Genomic DNA, 17481 nt, shown 5'->3' with positions numbered 1-17481 from the left:
GAGCACAGGATGGTCGGATGACTGTGTTCTAGACGCCGGGTGCGCCGGCAATGCCCAGCAAGGAGACGAACGATATGCCCAGGGCCATCTGGAAAGGCGCCATCAGTTTCGGTCTTGTTCATATTCCTGTCGCGCTGGTGACAGCCACGTCGACCCAGGGGGTCGATTTCGACTGGCTGGACAAGCGCAGCATGGACCCGGTTGGCTACAAGCGGGTGAACAAGGTCACCGGCAAGGAAGTGAGCAAGGAAAATATCGTCAAGGGCGTGGCCTATGAGAAGGGCCGCTATGTGGTGATCAGCGAAGAAGAGATTCGTGAGGCGCACCCCAAGTCGACGCAGACGATCGACATCTTCGCCTTCGTCGACAGCGCGCAGATTCCCCTGCAGCACATCGACAAGCCTTACTACCTGGCCCCTGATCGTCGGGGCGAGAAGGTCTACGCATTGCTGCGCGAAGCGCTGAGCGGCACCGACAAGGTGGCCCTGGCTCATGTGGTGCTGCACACCCGCCAGCACCTGGCGGCGCTGATGCCGATCGAATCGGCAATGGTATTGGTGATGCTGCGCTGGCCCAGCGAAGTGCGCGGTCTGGACACGCTGGAGCTGGACGACTCGGTAACCAAGCCCAAGCTGGCCAAAAGCGAGCTGGACATGGCCAAGCGTCTGATCAAGGACATGAGCGCCGACTGGCAGCCCGAGGAATATCAGGACAGCTTCCAGGACCGCATCATGGCGCTGGTGGAGAAGAAGGCCAAGGCCGGCAAGATCGAGAACGTCGAGCGTGTCGAAGGCGAGGAGGAGCGGCGCAGCGCCGATGTCATCGACCTGACCGAGTTGCTCAAGCGCAGCCTGGGTGGCAAGCCCGAGAGCAAGTCGAAGGCCAAGCCCAAGGCGAGCACGCCACGCAAGAGCGCCAGGACTGCACGCAAGTAAGCCGGGATACCGACCATGGCCAGAGCGCAGAGTGAATACAACCGCAAACGCAATTTCGAACAGACCAGCGAACCTCGCGAGCAGCCGCGCAAGCGCCGCAACAAGGCCGGCGCGCTGCGATTCGTGGTGCAGAAACACGATGCTCGTCGCCTGCACTACGATTTTCGCCTGGAGCTGGACGGCACCCTGAAGAGCTGGGCGGTGCCCAAGGGGCCGAGCCTGGACCCAACGCAAAAGCGCCTGGCGGTACACGTCGAGGATCACCCGCTGGATTACGCCAGCTTCGAGGGCAGCATCGCCGAGGGCAACTATGGCGCGGGCGACGTGATCGTCTGGGACCATGGCATCTGGCAACCCCAGGGCGATCCGGCGGCCGCCTATCGAGCTGGAAAGCTCAAGTTCACCCTGGTGGGCGAGAAGCTGGCCGGGGACTGGACGCTGGTACGTACCCGGCTGCGCGGCAGCAGCGACAAGGAACAGTGGCTGCTGATCAAGGAGCGCGACGACACGGCGCGTTCCAGTGAAGAGTACGACATCGTCGAGGCGCAGCCGCAAAGCGTGATCAGTGGCGCGCTGGTGGGTGGCCCGAGCAAGACTGCCAAGCGCAAGGCGCCGGCCAAGCCGACAAGAAGTCGCAAGGGCCAGGCGGAGTTCCCTGATAGCCTGGCGCCACAACTGGCGACCCTGGCCGAGCGGCCGCCCGAAGGCGATTGGCTGTATGAGGTGAAGTTCGACGGTTACCGCATTCTGGCGCGGGTGCGCGGCGGTGAGGTGCGCCTGTTCACCCGCAACGGCCATGACTGGACGCAGCGCCTGCCGCAGCAGGCCAAGGCTCTGACCAAACTCGGCTTGAGCGACAGCTGGCTGGACGGTGAGGTCGTGGCGCTCAACGAGCAAGGCCTGCCGGACTTTCAGCAACTGCAGAACGCCTTCGACATCGGCCGCAGCCACGATCTCGTCTACTACCTGTTCGATGCACCGTTTCTCAACGGCGAAGACCTGCGCGATGTGCCCCTGGAAGCTCGACGCGCCAAACTCAAGGCTGCCTTGGGCAGCACGCGCCGTAGCCTGCTGCGTTTCTCGGAAGCATTTACCGCTCATCATCGGGATATCGTCGAGAGCGCCTGCGCCATGTCGCTGGAAGGCGTTATCGGCAAGCGTGCCGGCAGCCTCTACGTGTCGCGGCGTAGCGCCGACTGGATCAAGCTCAAATGCCGTCTGCGCCAGGAATTCGTCATCGTCGGCTACACCAAGCCACAGGGCAGTCGCAGCGGCTTTGGCGCGCTACTGTTGGCGGTTAACGAGGCAGGTGGGCTGCGCCATGCCGGACGGGTCGGCACCGGCTTCGGGGAAGCGTCGCTCAAGACCCTGCATGAGCAGTTGCGTAAGTTGGAACGTGACGAGTCGCCACTCGAACGGAAGCTGACGGCCGCCCAGGCCCGCGGTGTGACCTGGGTCGACCCGCAACTGGTCGGTGAAGTCGAGTTCGCCGCATGGACGCGCGAAGGCATCGTGCGCCAGGCCAGTTTCATCGCCCTACGCAGTGACAAGCCGGCGGCGCAGATCGTTCGTGAGCATCCACATGCGCCAGGCGCCGCAGCGGAGAAACAGAGCAAGAAGGCCGGAAGTTCGCGCAAGTCATCCGCCAAGCCGCTGGTGGCCGGCGTGCCGATCAGCAATCCGCAGCGGGTAATCGACCCGGACAGCGGCACTACGAAACTGCGGCTGGCGCAGTTCTACGCGGATATCGCCGAGTGGTTGCTGCCGTATCTGCGCCACCGGCCGGTGGCGCTGGTACGAGCGCCGGACGGGGTGGGGGGAGAGCAATTCTTCCAGAAGCATGCCGAGCGTCTGGCGATTCCCAATATCAAGCACCTCGATCCCAAGCTGGACCCGGGACACGCGCGGCTGATGGAGATCGACAGCGCGTCGGCTCTGGTCGGTGCAGTACAGATGGGCTGTATCGAGTTTCACCGCTGGGGCGCCACTACCGACCGCATCGAAACACCGGACCATTTCGTCCTCGATCTCGACCCTGACCCGGCGCTGCCGTGGCGCAGCATGCTGGAAGCGACCCGGCTGACCCTGAGCGTGCTCGATGAGCTGGGCCTGCAAGCGTTTCTCAAGACCAGCGGCGGCAAGGGCATCCACATCATCGTGCCACTTGCCCGGCATGCCGACTGGGACAGGGTCAAGGGCTTCGCCAAGGCGCTGGCGCAGTTCATGGCCAGACAGTTACCGGAGCGTTTCACCGCGACATCAGGCCCGAAGAACCGGGTGGGAAAAATCTTCATCGATTATCTGCGCAACGGCCGTGGCGCCAGTACGGTCGCGGCCTACTCGGTACGCGCGCGTCCCGGCCTGCCGGTTTCGGTGCCGATCGCCCGGGACGAACTGGACGGTCTGCGCAGCGCCCAGCAGTGGACTGTCGCCAATCTGCGGCAGCGTCTCGATGGGCTGCGAGAGGACCCGTGGGATGATTATGCCAACCGCCAGCGCCTGACCCGCGCCATGTGGGACCGGCTCGGCGCCGAAGCGCCATGATTGGCGGATCAGATGAGCAGTAGGACCAGCAATACCGCGCAGGTTCCCAGCAGGGCGGTCACTCTAGCCGAACTCAGGGCCAGGGCGTATCCACGCGATCTGCGGGTAAAGCGCCCCTGCACCTTGTGCAGACCATCGACGCAGTAAAAAAGGTTGTCGCCTGCCGCTTCTCGCTGACCCTCGCTCAGCTGGCCTTGCCAGGCGCGACGTGCCAGTAGCCGGTCGAGCAAGCCTGGGAAGAACTGGTTGCCGAGGATGGCCTTGACGGTAGGTAGGCCGACCCAGAGTTCCCGTGGAGGTGCGCTCGCGACGCTGAAAATGGCGCGCGCCGCGACGCCGGGGTCATGTATGGGCGCTACCGGCTGCACGCGTTGCCCCAGCTTGTTGCGGGCCCAGTCGAACTGAGGGGTATTGATCGCCGGCAACTGTACCATGCAGACCTTGAGCTGGCTGCCCTGGTGGATGAGTTCGCAGCGTAGCGAGTCGGTGAAGCCGCGTAGCGCGAACTTCGCGGCGCAATAGGCCGACTGCAGAGGAATGGCGCGATAGGCGAGTGCCGAACCGACCTGGATGATCACGCCGCGATTACGTGCACGCATCAGGGGCAGCGCCGCCAGGGTGCCATGCACGGCGCCGAGGTAGGTCACCTCGGTAACGCGCCTGATCTCCTCTGGCGTCAACTGCTCGATCGCAGCGAACACCGTGACCATCGCCGAGTTGACCCAGACGTCGATGGGCCCCAGTTCGGCCTCGAAACGTTGCGCCGCCAGCTCAAGGGCATTGGCATCGGCCACATCCGCGCTGATCGCCAGGGTCGGGACGTCGTAGGCCTGCAGCTCCGATGTCGCTGCTGCCAATCCTTCCTCGCTGCGGGCCAGCAAGCCGACGGCATAGCCCGCGGCAGCGAAAGCATGCGCGGTGGCCCGGCCGACACCGGCGCTGGCCCCGCAGATCACTACCACCGGGCAATCGTTTTTTATCATTCAAACAGCCTCAAGGATCACTTCTTGTGCTTACCCGGCAGCAGCGAACCGAACAGTTGCTTGGCGGTTTGCGCAAGGATGCCGCGCTGGTCCGGGTCGACCTGCAGCAGGGTGGAGGCGAACTGCTTGGCCTGCTCCAGGCTGATATGCGGCGGCAACGGTGGGACATCCGGATCGGTGCGAAATTCCAGCAGCACCGGACGATCCGCAGCCAGAGCCTGTTCCCAGGCCGGGCCGACATCCTCTTCACGCTCGATCAACAGGCCGAGCAGGCCAATGGAGTTGGCGAAGGCGTGGTAGGGCACGTCGGGGATGTTCTGCGAAGCCTCGAATTTCGGGTCGCCTTCCATCACCCTCTGCTCCCAGGTGACCTGGTTGAGGTCCTGATTGTTGAACACCGCGAGCACCCATTGCGGGTTGTCCCACTCGCGCCAGTACTTGGCCACGGTGATCAGCTCGGCCAGGTTGTTCATCTGCATGGCGCCGTCCCCCACCAGGCCGACCACCGGACGGTCAGGGTGGGCGAACTTGGCGGCGATGGCATAAGGCACCGCCGCGCCCATCGAAGCCAGTCCGCCGGACAGCGAGCAGAGCATGTCCCGGCGAATCTTCAGATCGCGGGCATACCAGTTGGCGCAGGAGCCGGAGTCGCAGGTGACGACGGCGCGCTCGGGCAGGCGCGGCGACAGTTCGTAGACCACCCGCTGCGGGTTGATAGGATTGGCCGAGACCATGGCGCGACTTTCCAGTGTCTGATCCCAGTCGCTGCGCCACCCTTCGATGGTCGTGCGCCAGCTGTCGTCCTGCTTGTTCTCCAGCAAAGGCAGCAGGGCGCGAAGAGTCTCGGCGGCATCGCCCTGCAGGTTGACCTCCATCGGATAGCGCAGGCTGAGCATGTCGGGCTGGATGTCGATCTGCACGCCACGCGCCTGTCCTTCTGCGGGCAGGAACTCGGAATAGGGGAAGCCGGAGCCAATCACCAGCAGGGTGTCGCATTCCTCCATCATCTTGTAGCTCGGCACCGTACCGAGCAGGCCGATGGAGCCGGTGACCCAGGGCAAGTCGTCAGGCAGCACGGCCTTGCCCAGCAGCGCCTTGGCCACCCCTGCGCCGAGTTTATGCGCCACTTCGAAGACCTCATCACTGGCATTCAGCGCTCCGGCGCCAACCAGCACGGCGACCTTCTTGCCGCTGTTGAGCACCTCGGCTGCATGCTGCAGATCCGCTTCATAGGGCACGATGCGCGGGCGGCTGTAACCGATGCCGCTGTGCAGGGTGCCATGCTTGTGCGGCGGCTCGGCGTACTCGGCCTCCTGCAGATCGTTGGGCAGGGTGATGGCGGTCACCCGGCGCTCACCAACGGCGGTGCGGATGGCGCGGTCGATCAGATGACGCACCTGCGCCGGTGCGCTGGCCTGCTGCACGAAGGCGCCGGCGACGTCCTTGAACACCGAGACCAGGTCCAGCTCCTGCTGGTAATGTCCGCCGAGCGCGGTGCGCTCCTGCTGACCGGTGATCGCCAGCACTGGCATATGGTCCATGCGCGCATCGTAGAGGCCGGTCAGCAAGTGGGTCGCGCCAGGGCCCGAGGTGGCGATGCAGACGCCCAGCCCGCCGGAGAATTTCGCATCTGCCGCAGCCATGAAGGCAGCCATCTCTTCATGCCGGGCCTGGATGAAGCGGATCCTTCCATTGGCCCGGCTGAGCGCACCGAACACGCCGTTGATGCCGTCTCCGGGATACCCATAGATGCGCCGCACGCCCCACTGGTAAAGCCGCTCGACGATGAAATCTCCGACTGTCGTGGTCATCTGCACCCTCCGCTAGATCGAGTTTCGGCCAGACGAGGCTGCGGCAACCAGGCGGCTACCGATGTCATGACCGCTGATTAGGGTGGACGTGAGGCGGCGTCGGAAGTTTCTACTGTTTGACCTGCGGTCAGTGCGGGGCGCCGTGGCGCCCCGGGCGGCGATTACCGGTTGGGGTTGTCCAGGAACAGGATTTCCGACTCATGGCTGTACTGATAGGGCGTGGTTTCGATGTCCGGCGAAGAGTACTTGAGATTGCTGACCAGCAAGCCGACACGCTTGCTGTTGGCGTCGCCCTCGAAGACATTGATGAATACCCTGTTGCCGGTGCAGTAACGCTCCACATCGGCGCCACAGTTGCCCGAATTGTCGGACTCGCTGGCGCTGTACAGCGTGTTCGCCGACCAGCCATCGAACACCACCAGCGAATAGCTGCTCTCCACCGTGCCCTGACCCGAGCCCGCGCCGCCGATGATCACCGCGGAGTGGCTGGCGCTGTATTCGTCCAGGGTGCGGATCTGGTTGTACTGCCCGCCGAATTCATCCAATGGTCGCGCCTCGCCGATCTGCGGGCGCACCAGCAGGTAGCCGGCCCAGAAATTGCGCCCGGCATTCTCGTAGGACACGGACGCGAGATAGGCCTGCTCACCACTCCTGAGCGTGACAGGCAGCAATCTGTCGATGCTCGGCCCCATTTCGTTGATTTCTGCCGGCGACCAGGCGGCGATCTGCGCCTGCGAAGGCGGCGTCGGGGTAGCGGCGAAGACGGTGGCGGCAGAACAGGCGAGGGCGGCGATAGCCAGTGCGCGCATGACGGGTTCCTTATAGTCGGGTTTCCAATGCTGGCTGTCGAAGATACAAGCGGCTCTGCGCCAACGCCAGTCAGGCGATATGGCCGGCGCTTGCCTCTAACTGCCAGCGGCGTTGTTGGCGATTGCAGCATCCCTGGAAACTGTGGCGATGCAGCTATATATGGATGGGAGAGAACAAAAGAGCCCGGGACATCGACATGTCCGCGGTTGTATGGCTGGTGCGGCTTGATAGACTGGCCGCGTTTTCCAATCACCCCTTAATCTGGGAATCACATGATCAAGAAATGCCTGTTCCCCGCTGCCGGTTACGGCACCCGTTTTTTGCCAGCGACCAAGGCGATGCCCAAGGAAATGCTTCCGGTGGTGAACAAGCCACTGATCCAGTATGGCGTCGAGGAGGCGCTGGAGGCTGGTCTCAACCAGATTTCCATCGTCACCGGCCGTGGCAAGCGCGCACTGGAAGACCATTTCGACGTGAGCTATGAGCTCGAGCATCAGATCAAGGGCACCGACAAGGAAAAGTATCTGGTTGGCATCCGCCGCCTGATCGACGAGTGCAGCTTCTCCTACACCCGTCAGGTCGAGATGAAAGGCCTGGGCCACGCCATCCTCTGCGGTCAGCCGCTGATCGGTGACGAGCCCTTCGCCGTGGTCCTGGCCGACGACCTGTGCCTGAACCTCGAAGGCGACAGCGTACTGGCGCAGATGGTCAAGCTGTACAACCAGTTCCGCTGCTCCATCGTCGCGATCCAGGAAGTACCGCGGGATGAGACTTCCAAGTACGGCGTGATCGCCGGCGAGATGATCCGCGAGGACATCTACCGCGTCAGCAACATGGTAGAGAAGCCCAAGCCCGAGGACGCGCCGTCGAACCTGGCGATCATCGGCCGCTATATCCTTACTCCGGACATCTTCGATCTGATCCGCAGCACGCCGCCGGGCAAGGGGGGCGAGATCCAGATCACCGACGCGCTGATGCGCCAGGCCCAGCAGGGCTGCGTGATGGCGTACAAGTTCAAGGGGCAGCGCTTCGACTGCGGCAGCGCCGAGGGTTACATCGACGCGACCAATTTCTGCTTCGAGAATCTGTACAAGACCGGCAAGGCGTTCTGATTCGCCGTCAGGTCAGCACTCGGGGTAAGGTCGTCAGTTGAGAAAACGCCGCGATTGTCTTGCATGATCGCGGTGTTCTTCATTGCTTTACCGGACCGAATGTTTTTTCGCGGACTTGTCCGCGAAACTGTTGTGCTCGAATCACTGGCCGTACCTAGGGACTGGCATCTGCTCCGAACCGGGCCCGAGTGGCTGGCCGTAGCTGAATTCCACGTAGTTGCCGGCAGGGTCGCGCAGGCCACAGTAATAGCCCACCGGGTAGGGCTCATCGCGTGGCGCCCAGATCAGGCAACCCTCGCGCTCGGCCAGTGCAGCGATACGGTCGACCTCCTCGCGGCTGCTCAGGGCAAAACCGAAGTGACTGTAGTCATTGGCCGCCAGGTTGCGATCCTGACCGCCAGGCATGATGACGAAGATGAACTGGTGCTCCTTGCCCGGTTCGGCCATCCAGACGATACGTGTGCCCTTGCCGGGGCGCTCGTGGATCACCTGCATGCCGCAGAATCGCGTGTAGAAAGCGATACAGGCATCGAGATCGGGGACGTGCAGGGCCAGATGAGTCAGGGTAGGGCGCATATCAACCTCCTGCTTTCAGCTTAGCGCTGGGCTTTACGGTATGCTCCCCATCTGCCAAGGAGATACCCAAAATGAGTTACGACTTCGATCTGTTCGTGATCGGCGCCGGTTCCGGCGGCGTACGCGCGGCGCGCTTCGCCGCTGGCTTTGGTGCCCGCGTCGCGGTCGCCGAGAGCCGCTATCTGGGCGGCACCTGCGTCAACGTCGGCTGCGTACCGAAGAAACTGCTGGTGTACGGTGCGCATTTCGCCGAGGACTTCGAGCAGGCTGCAGATTTCGGCTGGTCGCTTGGCGAAGCGAGCTTCGACTGGGCGACGCTGATCGCCAACAAGAACCGCGAGATCGAGCGCCTCAACGGCATCTACCGCAATCTGTTGACCAACAGTGGCGTCAGCCTGTTCGAAGGCCATGCGCGCATCGTCGATGGCCATACCGTCGAGGTCAATGGCCAGCGCCACAGCGCCGAGCGCATTCTCATCGCCACCGGCGGCTGGCCGCAGATTCCGGACATTCCCGGTCGCGAGTACGCCATCAGCTCCAACGAGGCCTTCTTCCTCAAGCAGCTGCCCAAGCGTGTACTGGTGGTCGGCGGCGGCTATATCGCCGTGGAGTTCGCCTCGATCTTCCATGGCCTGGGCGCACGGACTTCGCTGCTGTATCGCGGCGATCTGTTCCTGCGTGGCTTTGACGGCGCGGTGCGTGAGCATCTGCGCGACGAGCTGAGCAAGAAGGGCATGGACCTGCAGTTCAATGCCGACATCGCCAGCATCGAACGCAAGGCTGACGGCAGCCTCGCTGCCACGCTCAAGGACGGCCGCGTGCTGGAGGCCGACTGCGTGTTCTACGCCACCGGACGCCGACCGATGCTGGACAACCTCGGCCTGGAGAATGTCGAGGTCAAGCTGGACAAACGCGGCTATATCGAAGTCGATGATCTGTTCCAGACCGCCACGCCGTCGATTCTCGCCATCGGCGACGTGATCGGCCGTGTGCAACTGACTCCGGTCGCGCTGGCCGAAGGCATGGCCGTGGCACGCCGACTGTTCAAACCCGAGCAATACCGTCCGCTGGACTACCGCATGATCCCCACCGCCGTGTTCAGCCTGCCGAACATCGGCACCGTTGGCCTCAGCGAAGAGCAGGCCATCGAAGACGGCCACAAGGTGAAGATCTTCGAAAGCCGCTTCCGCCCGATGAAGCTGACCCTTACCGAAAATCCGGAGCGTACCCTGATGAAGCTGGTGGTCGATGCCGACAGCGACCGCGTGCTGGGCTGCCATATGGTCGGCCCGGAGGCCGGCGAGATCGTTCAGGGCCTGGCCATCGCGCTCAAGGCCGGTGCAACCAAGCAGATCTTCGACGAGACCATAGGCGTGCACCCGAGCGCTGCCGAGGAATTCGTCACCCTGCGTACGCCGGTCAACCGCTGAGGACAGCATGGAACAGCTTTTCTATTTCGCCGACCTGTTCGGCGTAGCGGTGTTCGCCATCACCGGTGCACTGATGGCGGGACGCAAGTCCATGGATCTGTTCGGCGTGCTGGTGATGGCCATCGTCACCGCGCTGGGTGGCGGTACGCTGCGCGACCTGATTCTCGACAACCATCCGGTGAGCTGGATTCGCGACGACACCTACATCCTCGTCGCGTCCCTGGCGGCGCTGGGTACCGTGGCCTGGGTACGCATGACCCGGCCAATTCACGAGAAAGGTCTGCTGGTCGCCGATGCCTTCGGTCTGGCGGTGTTCACCGTGTACGGCACCGAGCTGGCGCTGCAGAACGGTACGCCGATCAGTACCGCGGTGATCATGGGGGTTATGACCGGTGTCGTCGGCGGGGTGATCCGCGACGTGCTGTGCAACGAGATCCCGCTGATCTTCCAGAAGGAAATCTACGCCACCGCCTGCATCGCCGGCGCGCTTACCTTCATCGGTCTGCGCATGCTGGGAACGCCGCACTGGCTGGATACCGCCGCAGCGATGTTCGTGGTACTGGCGGCCCGCCTGGCGGCGATCCACTGGCATCTGGGTCTGCCGCGTTTCCATCTGCTTGACCGGCATTGAACATTTCTGCTGAAGCTATCGCCTTCGTGTAGTGCTTCCCGTTATGCAGTTGACCCAGCCTGTCATGCCGGCAGATGGGATGTGTGCAACGCGCGTCCGGCTTGGTTGAGACATCAAGGAAATGTTTGCCATGGATGGCAGGTCATAGGTTTCAGGAGGAGACCGACATGCACTTACCTGAACAAAGCAGTCGTAACGTTCCCGTCCGGGAAAACATGGCCCTGCAGATCCGTGGCTGGCAAATAGAGCGTCTGGGCTGGTATGGCCTGCTGCTGCTCATGGCCTTGGCCCTGGCCGGGCTATTCTCCAAAGGGCCGCTCAGCCATGTCCAGACTGGTGAGGCGCAGGATGTACTGCAGGTCGAATACCAGCGTTTCGCCCGCAACGGTGCGCAAACGCCGCTGAAGGTGAGCCTTCAGGGCACGCCGCGGCTACATATTGCCGGTGAACTGCTGGAGGGTTTTTCCATTGAGTCGATCCAGCCCGTGCCGATGCGCAGTGCCAGCGATGGAGCGGGTGGCTTGATTCTCGACTTCAGCACGGAGGCTGAGCGTATCACCGTGAGCCTGCGCCTCACGGCTGACGGGATTGGCGCCTATCGCACCACACTCCGTGCAGCCGGCCAGCAGGTCGAGCTGAATCAGTTCATCTACCCCTGAGGAGGCGATTATGGATGCGGTACTGCGTGCCGGCGCCGTCTACCTGGCGTTATTGATTCTTTTCAAGCTGTCTGGCCGACGCTCGCTGGCGCAGCTGACTACCTTCGATTTCGTACTGCTGTTGATCATTGGTGAGGCGACTCAGCAGGCGCTGCTGGGTGATGACTTCTCCGTCACCAACATGATTCTGGTGATCGCGACCCTGATCGCTCTGGACGTTGGTGCTTCGCTGCTCAAACGCCGCAACGATTGGCTGGCGCGGCTGCTCGATGGTTCGCCGACCATCATCGTCGAGGACGGCGTGCCGATGCAGTGGCGCATGAACAAGGCACGCCTGACGATGGACGATCTCATGGAGTCGGCGCGGGAGAATGGACTGGAGCGGCTGGATCAGATTCGATACGCGATCATCGAGCGTAACGGCAAGATCTCCATCATCCGGCGGTCCGAAGAGAAATGAGCATGACCGCTCGTCAGTGATTGCCGAGCGAGGCGGGGAATTAGCCTGAACATCCGCGCAAGGTACTTTCTCCAAAACAGTGCACGGGCAATTTTGCCCATCACTGAGGAGAAGCGACATGAGCAACAAGAATCCAGGCAACTTCGCCAACGATCGTCAGAAAGCTTCCGAAGCCGGCAAGAAGGGCGGCCAGAACAGCGGCGGCAATTTCGCCAATGATCGCCAGAAAGCCTCCGAAGCAGGCCGCAAGGGTGGCCAGAGCAGCCACGGTGGGGGGCGCAGTTGATTGATTGCGTAGCCTTGGGGAGGCCCTCTAAGGGCCTCCTTTCTCCATTCGGGCAACGTAACGGCAACGCGCGAAATACCTTGAACCGCAAACGCTTTGGGCAGGTCAGGTTCTAGTACCGAGTCACTCAACTGGTACAGAAACCATGATCAAGAAATGCCTGTTCCCCGCAGCCGGTTACGGCACCCGTTTTCTTCCCGCCACCAAGTCGATGCCCAAGGAAATGCTTCCGGTAGTCGACACCCCGTTGATCCAGTATGGCGTCGAAGAAGCACTGCAAGCCGGGCTTAACGAAATCGCCATCGTCACCGGCCGCGGCAAGCGCTCGCTGGAAGACCACTTCGACATCAGCTACGAGCTGGAGCACGAGATTTCCAACACCGGCAAGGAGAAATCCTTGAGTGGCGTGCGCCACCTGATCGATCAGTGCACCTTCTCCTACACCCGCCAGATCGAGATGAAAGGCCTCGGCCACGCCATCCTCACTGGCCGTTCGCTGATCGGCGACGAGGCGTTCGCCGTGGTCCTGGCCGATGACCTGTGCCTGAACCTGGAAGGCGACGGCGTGCTGGCGCAGATGGTCAAGCTCTATGAACAGTTCCGCTGCTCCATCGTCGCCATTCAGGAAGTGCCGATGGAGGAGGTTTCGCGCTACGGCGTGATTGCCGGCGAAGCGCTGCGTGACGATATCTTCCGTATCGAGCGGATGGTGGAAAAACCCAGCCCCGAGGATGCGCCGTCGAACCTGGCAATCATCGGCCGCTACATCCTCACTCCCGACATCTTCGAGCTGATCGAACAGACCGAGCCAGGCAAGGGCGGCGAGATCCAGATCACCGATGCCTTGATGAAGCAGGCCCAGCAGGGCTGCGTGCTGGCGTACAAGTTCAAGGGACGCCGCTTCGACTGCGGTTCGGCCGAAGGCTATGTACAGGCCACCAACTTCTGCTTCGAGAATCGCCACAAGACCCACCCGGTGACCGCCAGCCCACGTCTGCAGGCCGTCTGAACGCTTGTCCGAAGGGAGGATGTGAAGATGAACGACAAGACACTGCCCGCTCAGCATCAGGAGCGCCAGCCTGGTGTCGAGCACGCCATGCATCCCGAGCCGGTGTACCTGGCCGACGATTACCGCGCCGCCGGCAAGCTGGCTGGCAAGGTGGCGATCATCACTGGCGGCGACAGCGGCATTGGTCGCGCCGTTGCCGTGCACTACGCTTTGGAGGGCGCCAACGTCGCTCTGGTCTATCTCAATGAAGACCAGGACGCGCAGAAAACCCTCGATGAAGTGAAGCGGCACGGTGGCGAGGCCATCGCCCTGGCCGGAGACGTGGGCGACGGCAGCTTCTGTCAGTGCGTGGTCGATGCGGTGATCGCCAAGTGGGGACGCATCGACATCCTGGTCAACAACGCCGGCGAGCAGCACCCCGAGCGCGACCTCGAAGCACTCGACGAGGCGCAGTGGGAGCAGACCTTTCGCACCAACATCTTCGCCATGTTTCATCTGACCAAGGCCGTGCTGCAGCATCTGCAGCCGGGCTCGAGCATCATCAACACCAGTTCGGTGACGGCCTACAAGGGCAATCCCATGCTGCTCGACTATTCCTCCACCAAGGGTGCGATCACTTCGTTCACCCGCTCGCTGTCGATCAACCTGGCGCCGCGTGGCATACGGGTCAATGGTGTTGCCCCGGGGCCGATCTGGACGCCCCTGATCCCGTCGACCTTCAGTGCCGAGAAGGTTTCCGAGTTTGGCGCCGACACGCCATTGGGACGTCCCGGACAGCCCTCGGAGGTCGCGCCGGCATTCGTCTATCTGGCAAGCAACGACGCCTCTTACGTCACCGGGCAGATGCTCCATGTCAACGGTGGCAGCGTGGTCAATGGCTGATGAAAAAAGCCTGAACAACTCGGCGAAGCGCCTGCCTGAAATTATGTAGAGGCAAATCCGCCTCGCGAAAAATTCTCAGGAGGTACCAGTAATGGCGACCAACAAAAATCCGGGTAACTTCGCAAATGATCGTCAGAGGGCCTCGGAGGCCGGCCGCAAAGGTGGCCACAACAGCGGTGGCAATTTCGCCAATGACCGCCAGAGAGCTTCCGAGGCAGGACGCAAGGGTGGCCAGAAAAGCCACGGCGCTCGCGATTCGTGACCGCTACCCAGGGCCCGCTTGAAGCGGGCCCTGGCATTTCCAACGATGTGATTGGCAGACCTGAGGAGAGCAAGACGATGAATGCCATCGAACTGCTGAAGAAGGACCACGATACCGTCAAAGACCTGCTGAGCAAGCTCGAAGAAACCACCGAGCGAGCGGTGCAGACACGCAAGAAGCTGCTGGCCAGGATCGAACAGGAACTGAAGATCCATACCGAGCTCGAAGAGCAGATCTTCTATCCGGCATTCAGGCAGGCGGGCAACAAGGACGAAGCAGTGCTGACCACCGAGGCCAAGGAAGAGCACCGCGCCGTGGAAGCGCTGGTGTTGCCCGACATCAAGGAGACTCCGCCGTCCGCCCTCGAGTTCGCGGGCCGGGTCAAAGTGCTCAAGGAGCTGCTCGAACACCACATCGAGGAAGAGGAGCGCGACATGTTCCCTCAGGCCCGCAAGCTGCTGAGCAAACAGCAGTTGCAGGAGCTGGGCGAGTCCATGGAGGTACTGCGCAAGTATTTGAAGAGCAGTGTCGAGGCCAAGGCAGCCTGAGCATCCTTGGAAAGAAAAAGCCGCGCCTGCCATTCGCAGGCGCGGCTTTAGCCTTGCGAACTGGCCTGATAGGTCAGGCGCAAGGCTACGCAGGCAATGCGTTCGGCCTGAGCATACTCGGTTTTCTGCAGCTCTTCGCCGAACACGTCCGGATCGATTTCCTGGTAGTCCCAGTCCCAGCCGGTATCGCGAAGTGACAGGCGAATTGCATTGAGGAATGGGTCCTCCCCATCGAAGATCGCCACACCGGTATAGAGCAGCAATGTACCGCCAGGTGCCAGTCGCTCCATTGCCGCGTCGAAGATCGCCAGGGACAACCCGGCGCCGTGCGAGCCACCGCCGTGGCGATAGGTCCGCTGCTGCGGGTCGAGCATGTAGGGCGGGTTGGCGATGATCAGATCGAACTGGCCCGGCACATCTCGCAGCAGGTCGCTGCGCTGAACACGCAGGTTGTCGATACCGGCCTGGCGCGCATTCACCGCAGTCATGGCCAGTGCCCTGGGGTTTATATCCAGTGCGATGACTTCGGCCCCCGGGCGCAACTGCGCCGCGGTGATCGCACCTGGGCCGGCGCCGCAGCCGATATCGGCAATGCGCCGCAACGGCTGATCCGCGTGCTTCAGGTATTCGCGCAGCCAGCGGGTGAATCGATAGGTATCGGGGCCGAAGAACACCGCGTCGCTCTCCTCGGTGGGAAAGCGCGAGTGCACGTAGAGTTCGTCCCCCAGGCTGGAGAAACGTACCTGGCTGATCCAGCCCAGCGCATGAGACTGCAGGACCTGCGCTTCACGCATGGCTGCGACGATTTCCTCATCGAGCGTGCCGTCGGCGAAGGGGCGACTCCAGCCGAACACGTCGCGCAGGTCGTTCGCCATGGCGTTGTCCGCACGCTGATTGACCCGTTCATGGGTGAGCGGAGTCGGGGTGACGAAGTGGTAGCCACGCGCCCGTAGCAGGCTACCCAGGCGCAGCAGCGCGAGGGTTTGCGGGGCGTCGTAGGTGTGTTCGCGCATGTGCGACTCCTGAGTCAGCGTGGCTGTTGCATCAACGCCGTGAAGGTGCGGGTGGCAGCCAGGCCGGCGCTGCGCCAGTGCTGTCCTGGCGATTGCAGTTCGATCAGGCGGCATTCGCGTCGATAGGCATCCAGGCCTTGCAGCTGGCGGAGCATGTCGCGGCGCTCGCGGTCCAGCTCACCATGCTGTGTACTGCCTTCGGCGGGCAGGGCGCTCTTGCTCGGACGACGTGCGCGAAAGGGTGGGCGCTGCTCGGCCTGTTGCCAGTCCCCGGCGATCCAGTCATGCAGCAACTGGCGCTCGTAGGGGCTGAAGACCCCAAACATGGCCGCGCCCTGACCCTCCACCAGACGCCAGAAACGACTCTCCGCCGGGTCCTTGTCACGTTTTATCCAGCCGTTGCGCTGCATGGCCTCGAGAAAGCCTGCCACGTCACCCGAGTTGCCCAGCCACTGGTTAACTGTGCGGCCCTCGATGCGGCAGTAGTCGGAATGCACCAGGCTGGCCACCGTGCGCTTGCGTTCGAGCATCTGCAGTACCTGCTGCTCCAGCTCGAAGCTGTCGATCACGGCGGTGGAGCCAGGCCCGAGGTCATTGAGCAGATAGCCGCGCATCACCCGTTCATAGAAGGCCTGTGCATCGCCGACCCGCGGCAGGTTGTCCAGCACGCTCTGTACCGCCTTGGCAGCGTGGCCGGTGGAGCCGTTGTCGATGGTGACGTGCAGCTGGAAGTAATAGGGATCGATATCCAGCTCGTTGAGTTCGAACGCGCTGATCAGCAGGTGCAGAGGCAACTGCTCGTAGCCGAGGTTGTAACCGATCACCTCGGGCAGGAACTCGTCCACCATCAGCCCCAGCGCCAGCTGGATCGCGCCCTGACGATACAGCGCATCATCCAGCTCCAGCGCATCATCACAGCCCTGGCTCGCCAGCAGTTGTCGATACAGCAGCACATGATTCTGTGCCGGCACCCCGTCGCCCAGTTCTTCCAGGTAGGTTCGCACCAGTGGATAGACACGGTAATCGCGCCAGTGGGGCAGGGTGCCGTAGAGCCAGGCACCGTCGACCAGCTTGGTCGGCGCCACCGCACGGAGAAAATGCAGGGCATGCGCCTTGCGCGGGAAGTAGCGGCGGCCCTGGCCGGATCGGCGTCCCTCCAGATAGCTGGCGTAATCGGCAGTCACCTGCTGAGTCTGGCGTAGCGACCAGGCTGCCAGCTCATAGGGGCTTTGCGGCAGCTCGCAGGGCAGCCCGGCGACCTCCTGCAGGCACTCGAGAAGAAACTCGCGTGCTTGCGGATGGCCCGGCTCGGGCTCGTCCATCAGTTGGTGATAGAGGGTTTGCCAGGGTCCGGTGGCAGGAACCAGGGAAATGCTTTGCGCGGCAGGCGTGTCGATGAAACTGGCGATCGACATGAGTCAAGTCTCCTGAAAACGGGTCCATGTTCTGTTTAGGAGGGCCTTGCCTGAACAAAGATTCCACCTAAATTCGCCACAGCCGACGTAGCGTCAAAACAGGTTGAACCGAAAC

General features: G+C 62.6%; 18 protein-coding genes. 12 read left to right on the top strand and 6 right to left on the bottom strand.

The window, feature by feature from the left end:
* Positions 1 to 74: 74 nt before the first annotated feature.
* Together OEG79_RS10950 and ligD are read left to right on the top strand one after the other, a co-directional pair.
* The gene (locus OEG79_RS10950; protein WP_264145060.1) at positions 75 to 935 is read left to right on the top strand and encodes a Ku protein; all 861 of its coding nucleotides are present in this window, start codon (positions 75 to 77) and stop codon (positions 933 to 935) included.
* Between the two features lie 15 nt (positions 936 to 950).
* The gene (ligD, locus tag OEG79_RS10945) at positions 951 to 3479 is read left to right on the top strand and encodes a DNA ligase D (RefSeq protein WP_264145059.1); all 2529 of its coding nucleotides are present in this window, start codon (positions 951 to 953) and stop codon (positions 3477 to 3479) included.
* An 8-nt stretch (positions 3480 to 3487) separates the two neighbouring features.
* Here the strand turns inward: ligD and OEG79_RS10940 are convergent, their stop codons facing one another.
* The 3 genes from OEG79_RS10940 to OEG79_RS10930 form a co-directional block, all read right to left on the bottom strand.
* Positions 3488 to 4462, bottom strand: coding sequence for an SDR family oxidoreductase (locus OEG79_RS10940; RefSeq protein ID WP_264145058.1), 975 nt, complete (start codon positions 4460 to 4462; stop codon positions 3488 to 3490).
* 17 nt (positions 4463 to 4479) lie between these two features.
* Positions 4480 to 6273, bottom strand: a complete 1794-nt coding sequence (locus tag OEG79_RS10935; protein ID WP_264145057.1) for a thiamine pyrophosphate-requiring protein — start codon at positions 6271 to 6273, stop codon at positions 4480 to 4482.
* A gap of 161 nt (positions 6274 to 6434) precedes the next feature.
* On the bottom strand, positions 6435 to 7082 hold the full coding sequence (locus tag OEG79_RS10930) for a hypothetical protein (protein ID WP_264145056.1): 648 nt from the start codon (positions 7080 to 7082) through the stop codon (positions 6435 to 6437).
* 273 nt (positions 7083 to 7355) lie between these two features.
* Here OEG79_RS10930 and galU (OEG79_RS10925) point away from each other — a divergent pair, with 273 nt between their 5' ends.
* A complete protein-coding gene (gene galU, locus OEG79_RS10925; protein ID WP_161866841.1) occupies positions 7356 to 8195 on the top strand; it encodes a UTP--glucose-1-phosphate uridylyltransferase GalU in 840 nt (279 codons plus the stop codon).
* Positions 8196 to 8336: 141 nt separating this feature from the next.
* On the opposite strand, the gene OEG79_RS10920 is transcribed toward galU (OEG79_RS10925), so the two are convergent.
* Entirely contained in the window at positions 8337 to 8771 is a 435-nt protein-coding gene (locus OEG79_RS10920; protein WP_264145055.1) for a VOC family protein, read from the bottom strand.
* Between the two features lie 71 nt (positions 8772 to 8842).
* Here OEG79_RS10920 and gorA point away from each other — a divergent pair, with 71 nt between their 5' ends.
* From gorA to OEG79_RS10875, 9 genes are all read left to right on the top strand, one after another.
* Positions 8843 to 10201, top strand: a complete 1359-nt coding sequence (gene gorA, locus OEG79_RS10915) for a glutathione-disulfide reductase (RefSeq protein ID WP_264145054.1) — start codon at positions 8843 to 8845, stop codon at positions 10199 to 10201.
* A gap of 7 nt (positions 10202 to 10208) precedes the next feature.
* Positions 10209 to 10832: a trimeric intracellular cation channel family protein gene (locus OEG79_RS10910; RefSeq protein ID WP_264145053.1), complete on the top strand. Its 624-nt coding sequence runs from the start codon at positions 10209 to 10211 to the stop codon at positions 10830 to 10832.
* Between the two features lie 167 nt (positions 10833 to 10999).
* The gene (locus tag OEG79_RS10905) at positions 11000 to 11491 is read left to right on the top strand and encodes a hypothetical protein (RefSeq protein WP_264145052.1); all 492 of its coding nucleotides are present in this window, start codon (positions 11000 to 11002) and stop codon (positions 11489 to 11491) included.
* 10 nt (positions 11492 to 11501) lie between these two features.
* Positions 11502 to 11951, top strand: coding sequence for a DUF421 domain-containing protein (locus OEG79_RS10900; protein WP_264145051.1), 450 nt, complete (start codon positions 11502 to 11504; stop codon positions 11949 to 11951).
* A 118-nt stretch (positions 11952 to 12069) separates the two neighbouring features.
* A complete protein-coding gene (locus OEG79_RS10895) occupies positions 12070 to 12237 on the top strand; it encodes a general stress protein (RefSeq protein ID WP_264145050.1) in 168 nt (55 codons plus the stop codon).
* A gap of 145 nt (positions 12238 to 12382) precedes the next feature.
* Positions 12383 to 13246 (top strand): UTP--glucose-1-phosphate uridylyltransferase GalU, encoded by an 864-nt coding sequence (gene galU, locus OEG79_RS10890; protein WP_264145049.1) that lies wholly within the window; start codon positions 12383 to 12385, stop codon positions 13244 to 13246.
* Positions 13247 to 13273: 27 nt separating this feature from the next.
* Positions 13274 to 14128 carry an SDR family oxidoreductase gene (locus tag OEG79_RS10885; protein ID WP_264145048.1) on the top strand — a complete coding sequence of 285 codons (855 nt, stop codon included), beginning with the start codon at positions 13274 to 13276 and terminating at the stop codon, positions 14126 to 14128.
* Positions 14129 to 14219: 91 nt separating this feature from the next.
* On the top strand, positions 14220 to 14390 hold the full coding sequence (locus OEG79_RS10880; RefSeq protein ID WP_264145047.1) for a general stress protein: 171 nt from the start codon (positions 14220 to 14222) through the stop codon (positions 14388 to 14390).
* A gap of 77 nt (positions 14391 to 14467) precedes the next feature.
* Complete coding sequence (locus OEG79_RS10875; RefSeq protein WP_264145046.1) at positions 14468 to 14938, top strand: hemerythrin domain-containing protein; 471 nt, start codon at positions 14468 to 14470, stop codon at positions 14936 to 14938.
* A gap of 47 nt (positions 14939 to 14985) precedes the next feature.
* Here the strand turns inward: OEG79_RS10875 and OEG79_RS10870 are convergent, their stop codons facing one another.
* Together OEG79_RS10870 and OEG79_RS10865 are read right to left on the bottom strand one after the other, a co-directional pair.
* On the bottom strand, positions 14986 to 15951 hold the full coding sequence (locus OEG79_RS10870; RefSeq protein ID WP_264145045.1) for a class I SAM-dependent methyltransferase: 966 nt from the start codon (positions 15949 to 15951) through the stop codon (positions 14986 to 14988).
* Between the two features lie 14 nt (positions 15952 to 15965).
* A complete protein-coding gene (locus OEG79_RS10865) occupies positions 15966 to 17366 on the bottom strand; it encodes an iron-containing redox enzyme family protein (RefSeq protein ID WP_264145044.1) in 1401 nt (466 codons plus the stop codon).
* Positions 17367 to 17481 lie beyond the last annotated feature (115 nt).

It is taken from the genome of Pseudomonas sp. Z8(2022), from assembly GCF_025837155.1.
Classification (GTDB): domain Bacteria; phylum Pseudomonadota; class Gammaproteobacteria; order Pseudomonadales; family Pseudomonadaceae; genus Aquipseudomonas.
This window is presented reverse-complemented; position numbering and strand designations above follow the sequence as displayed.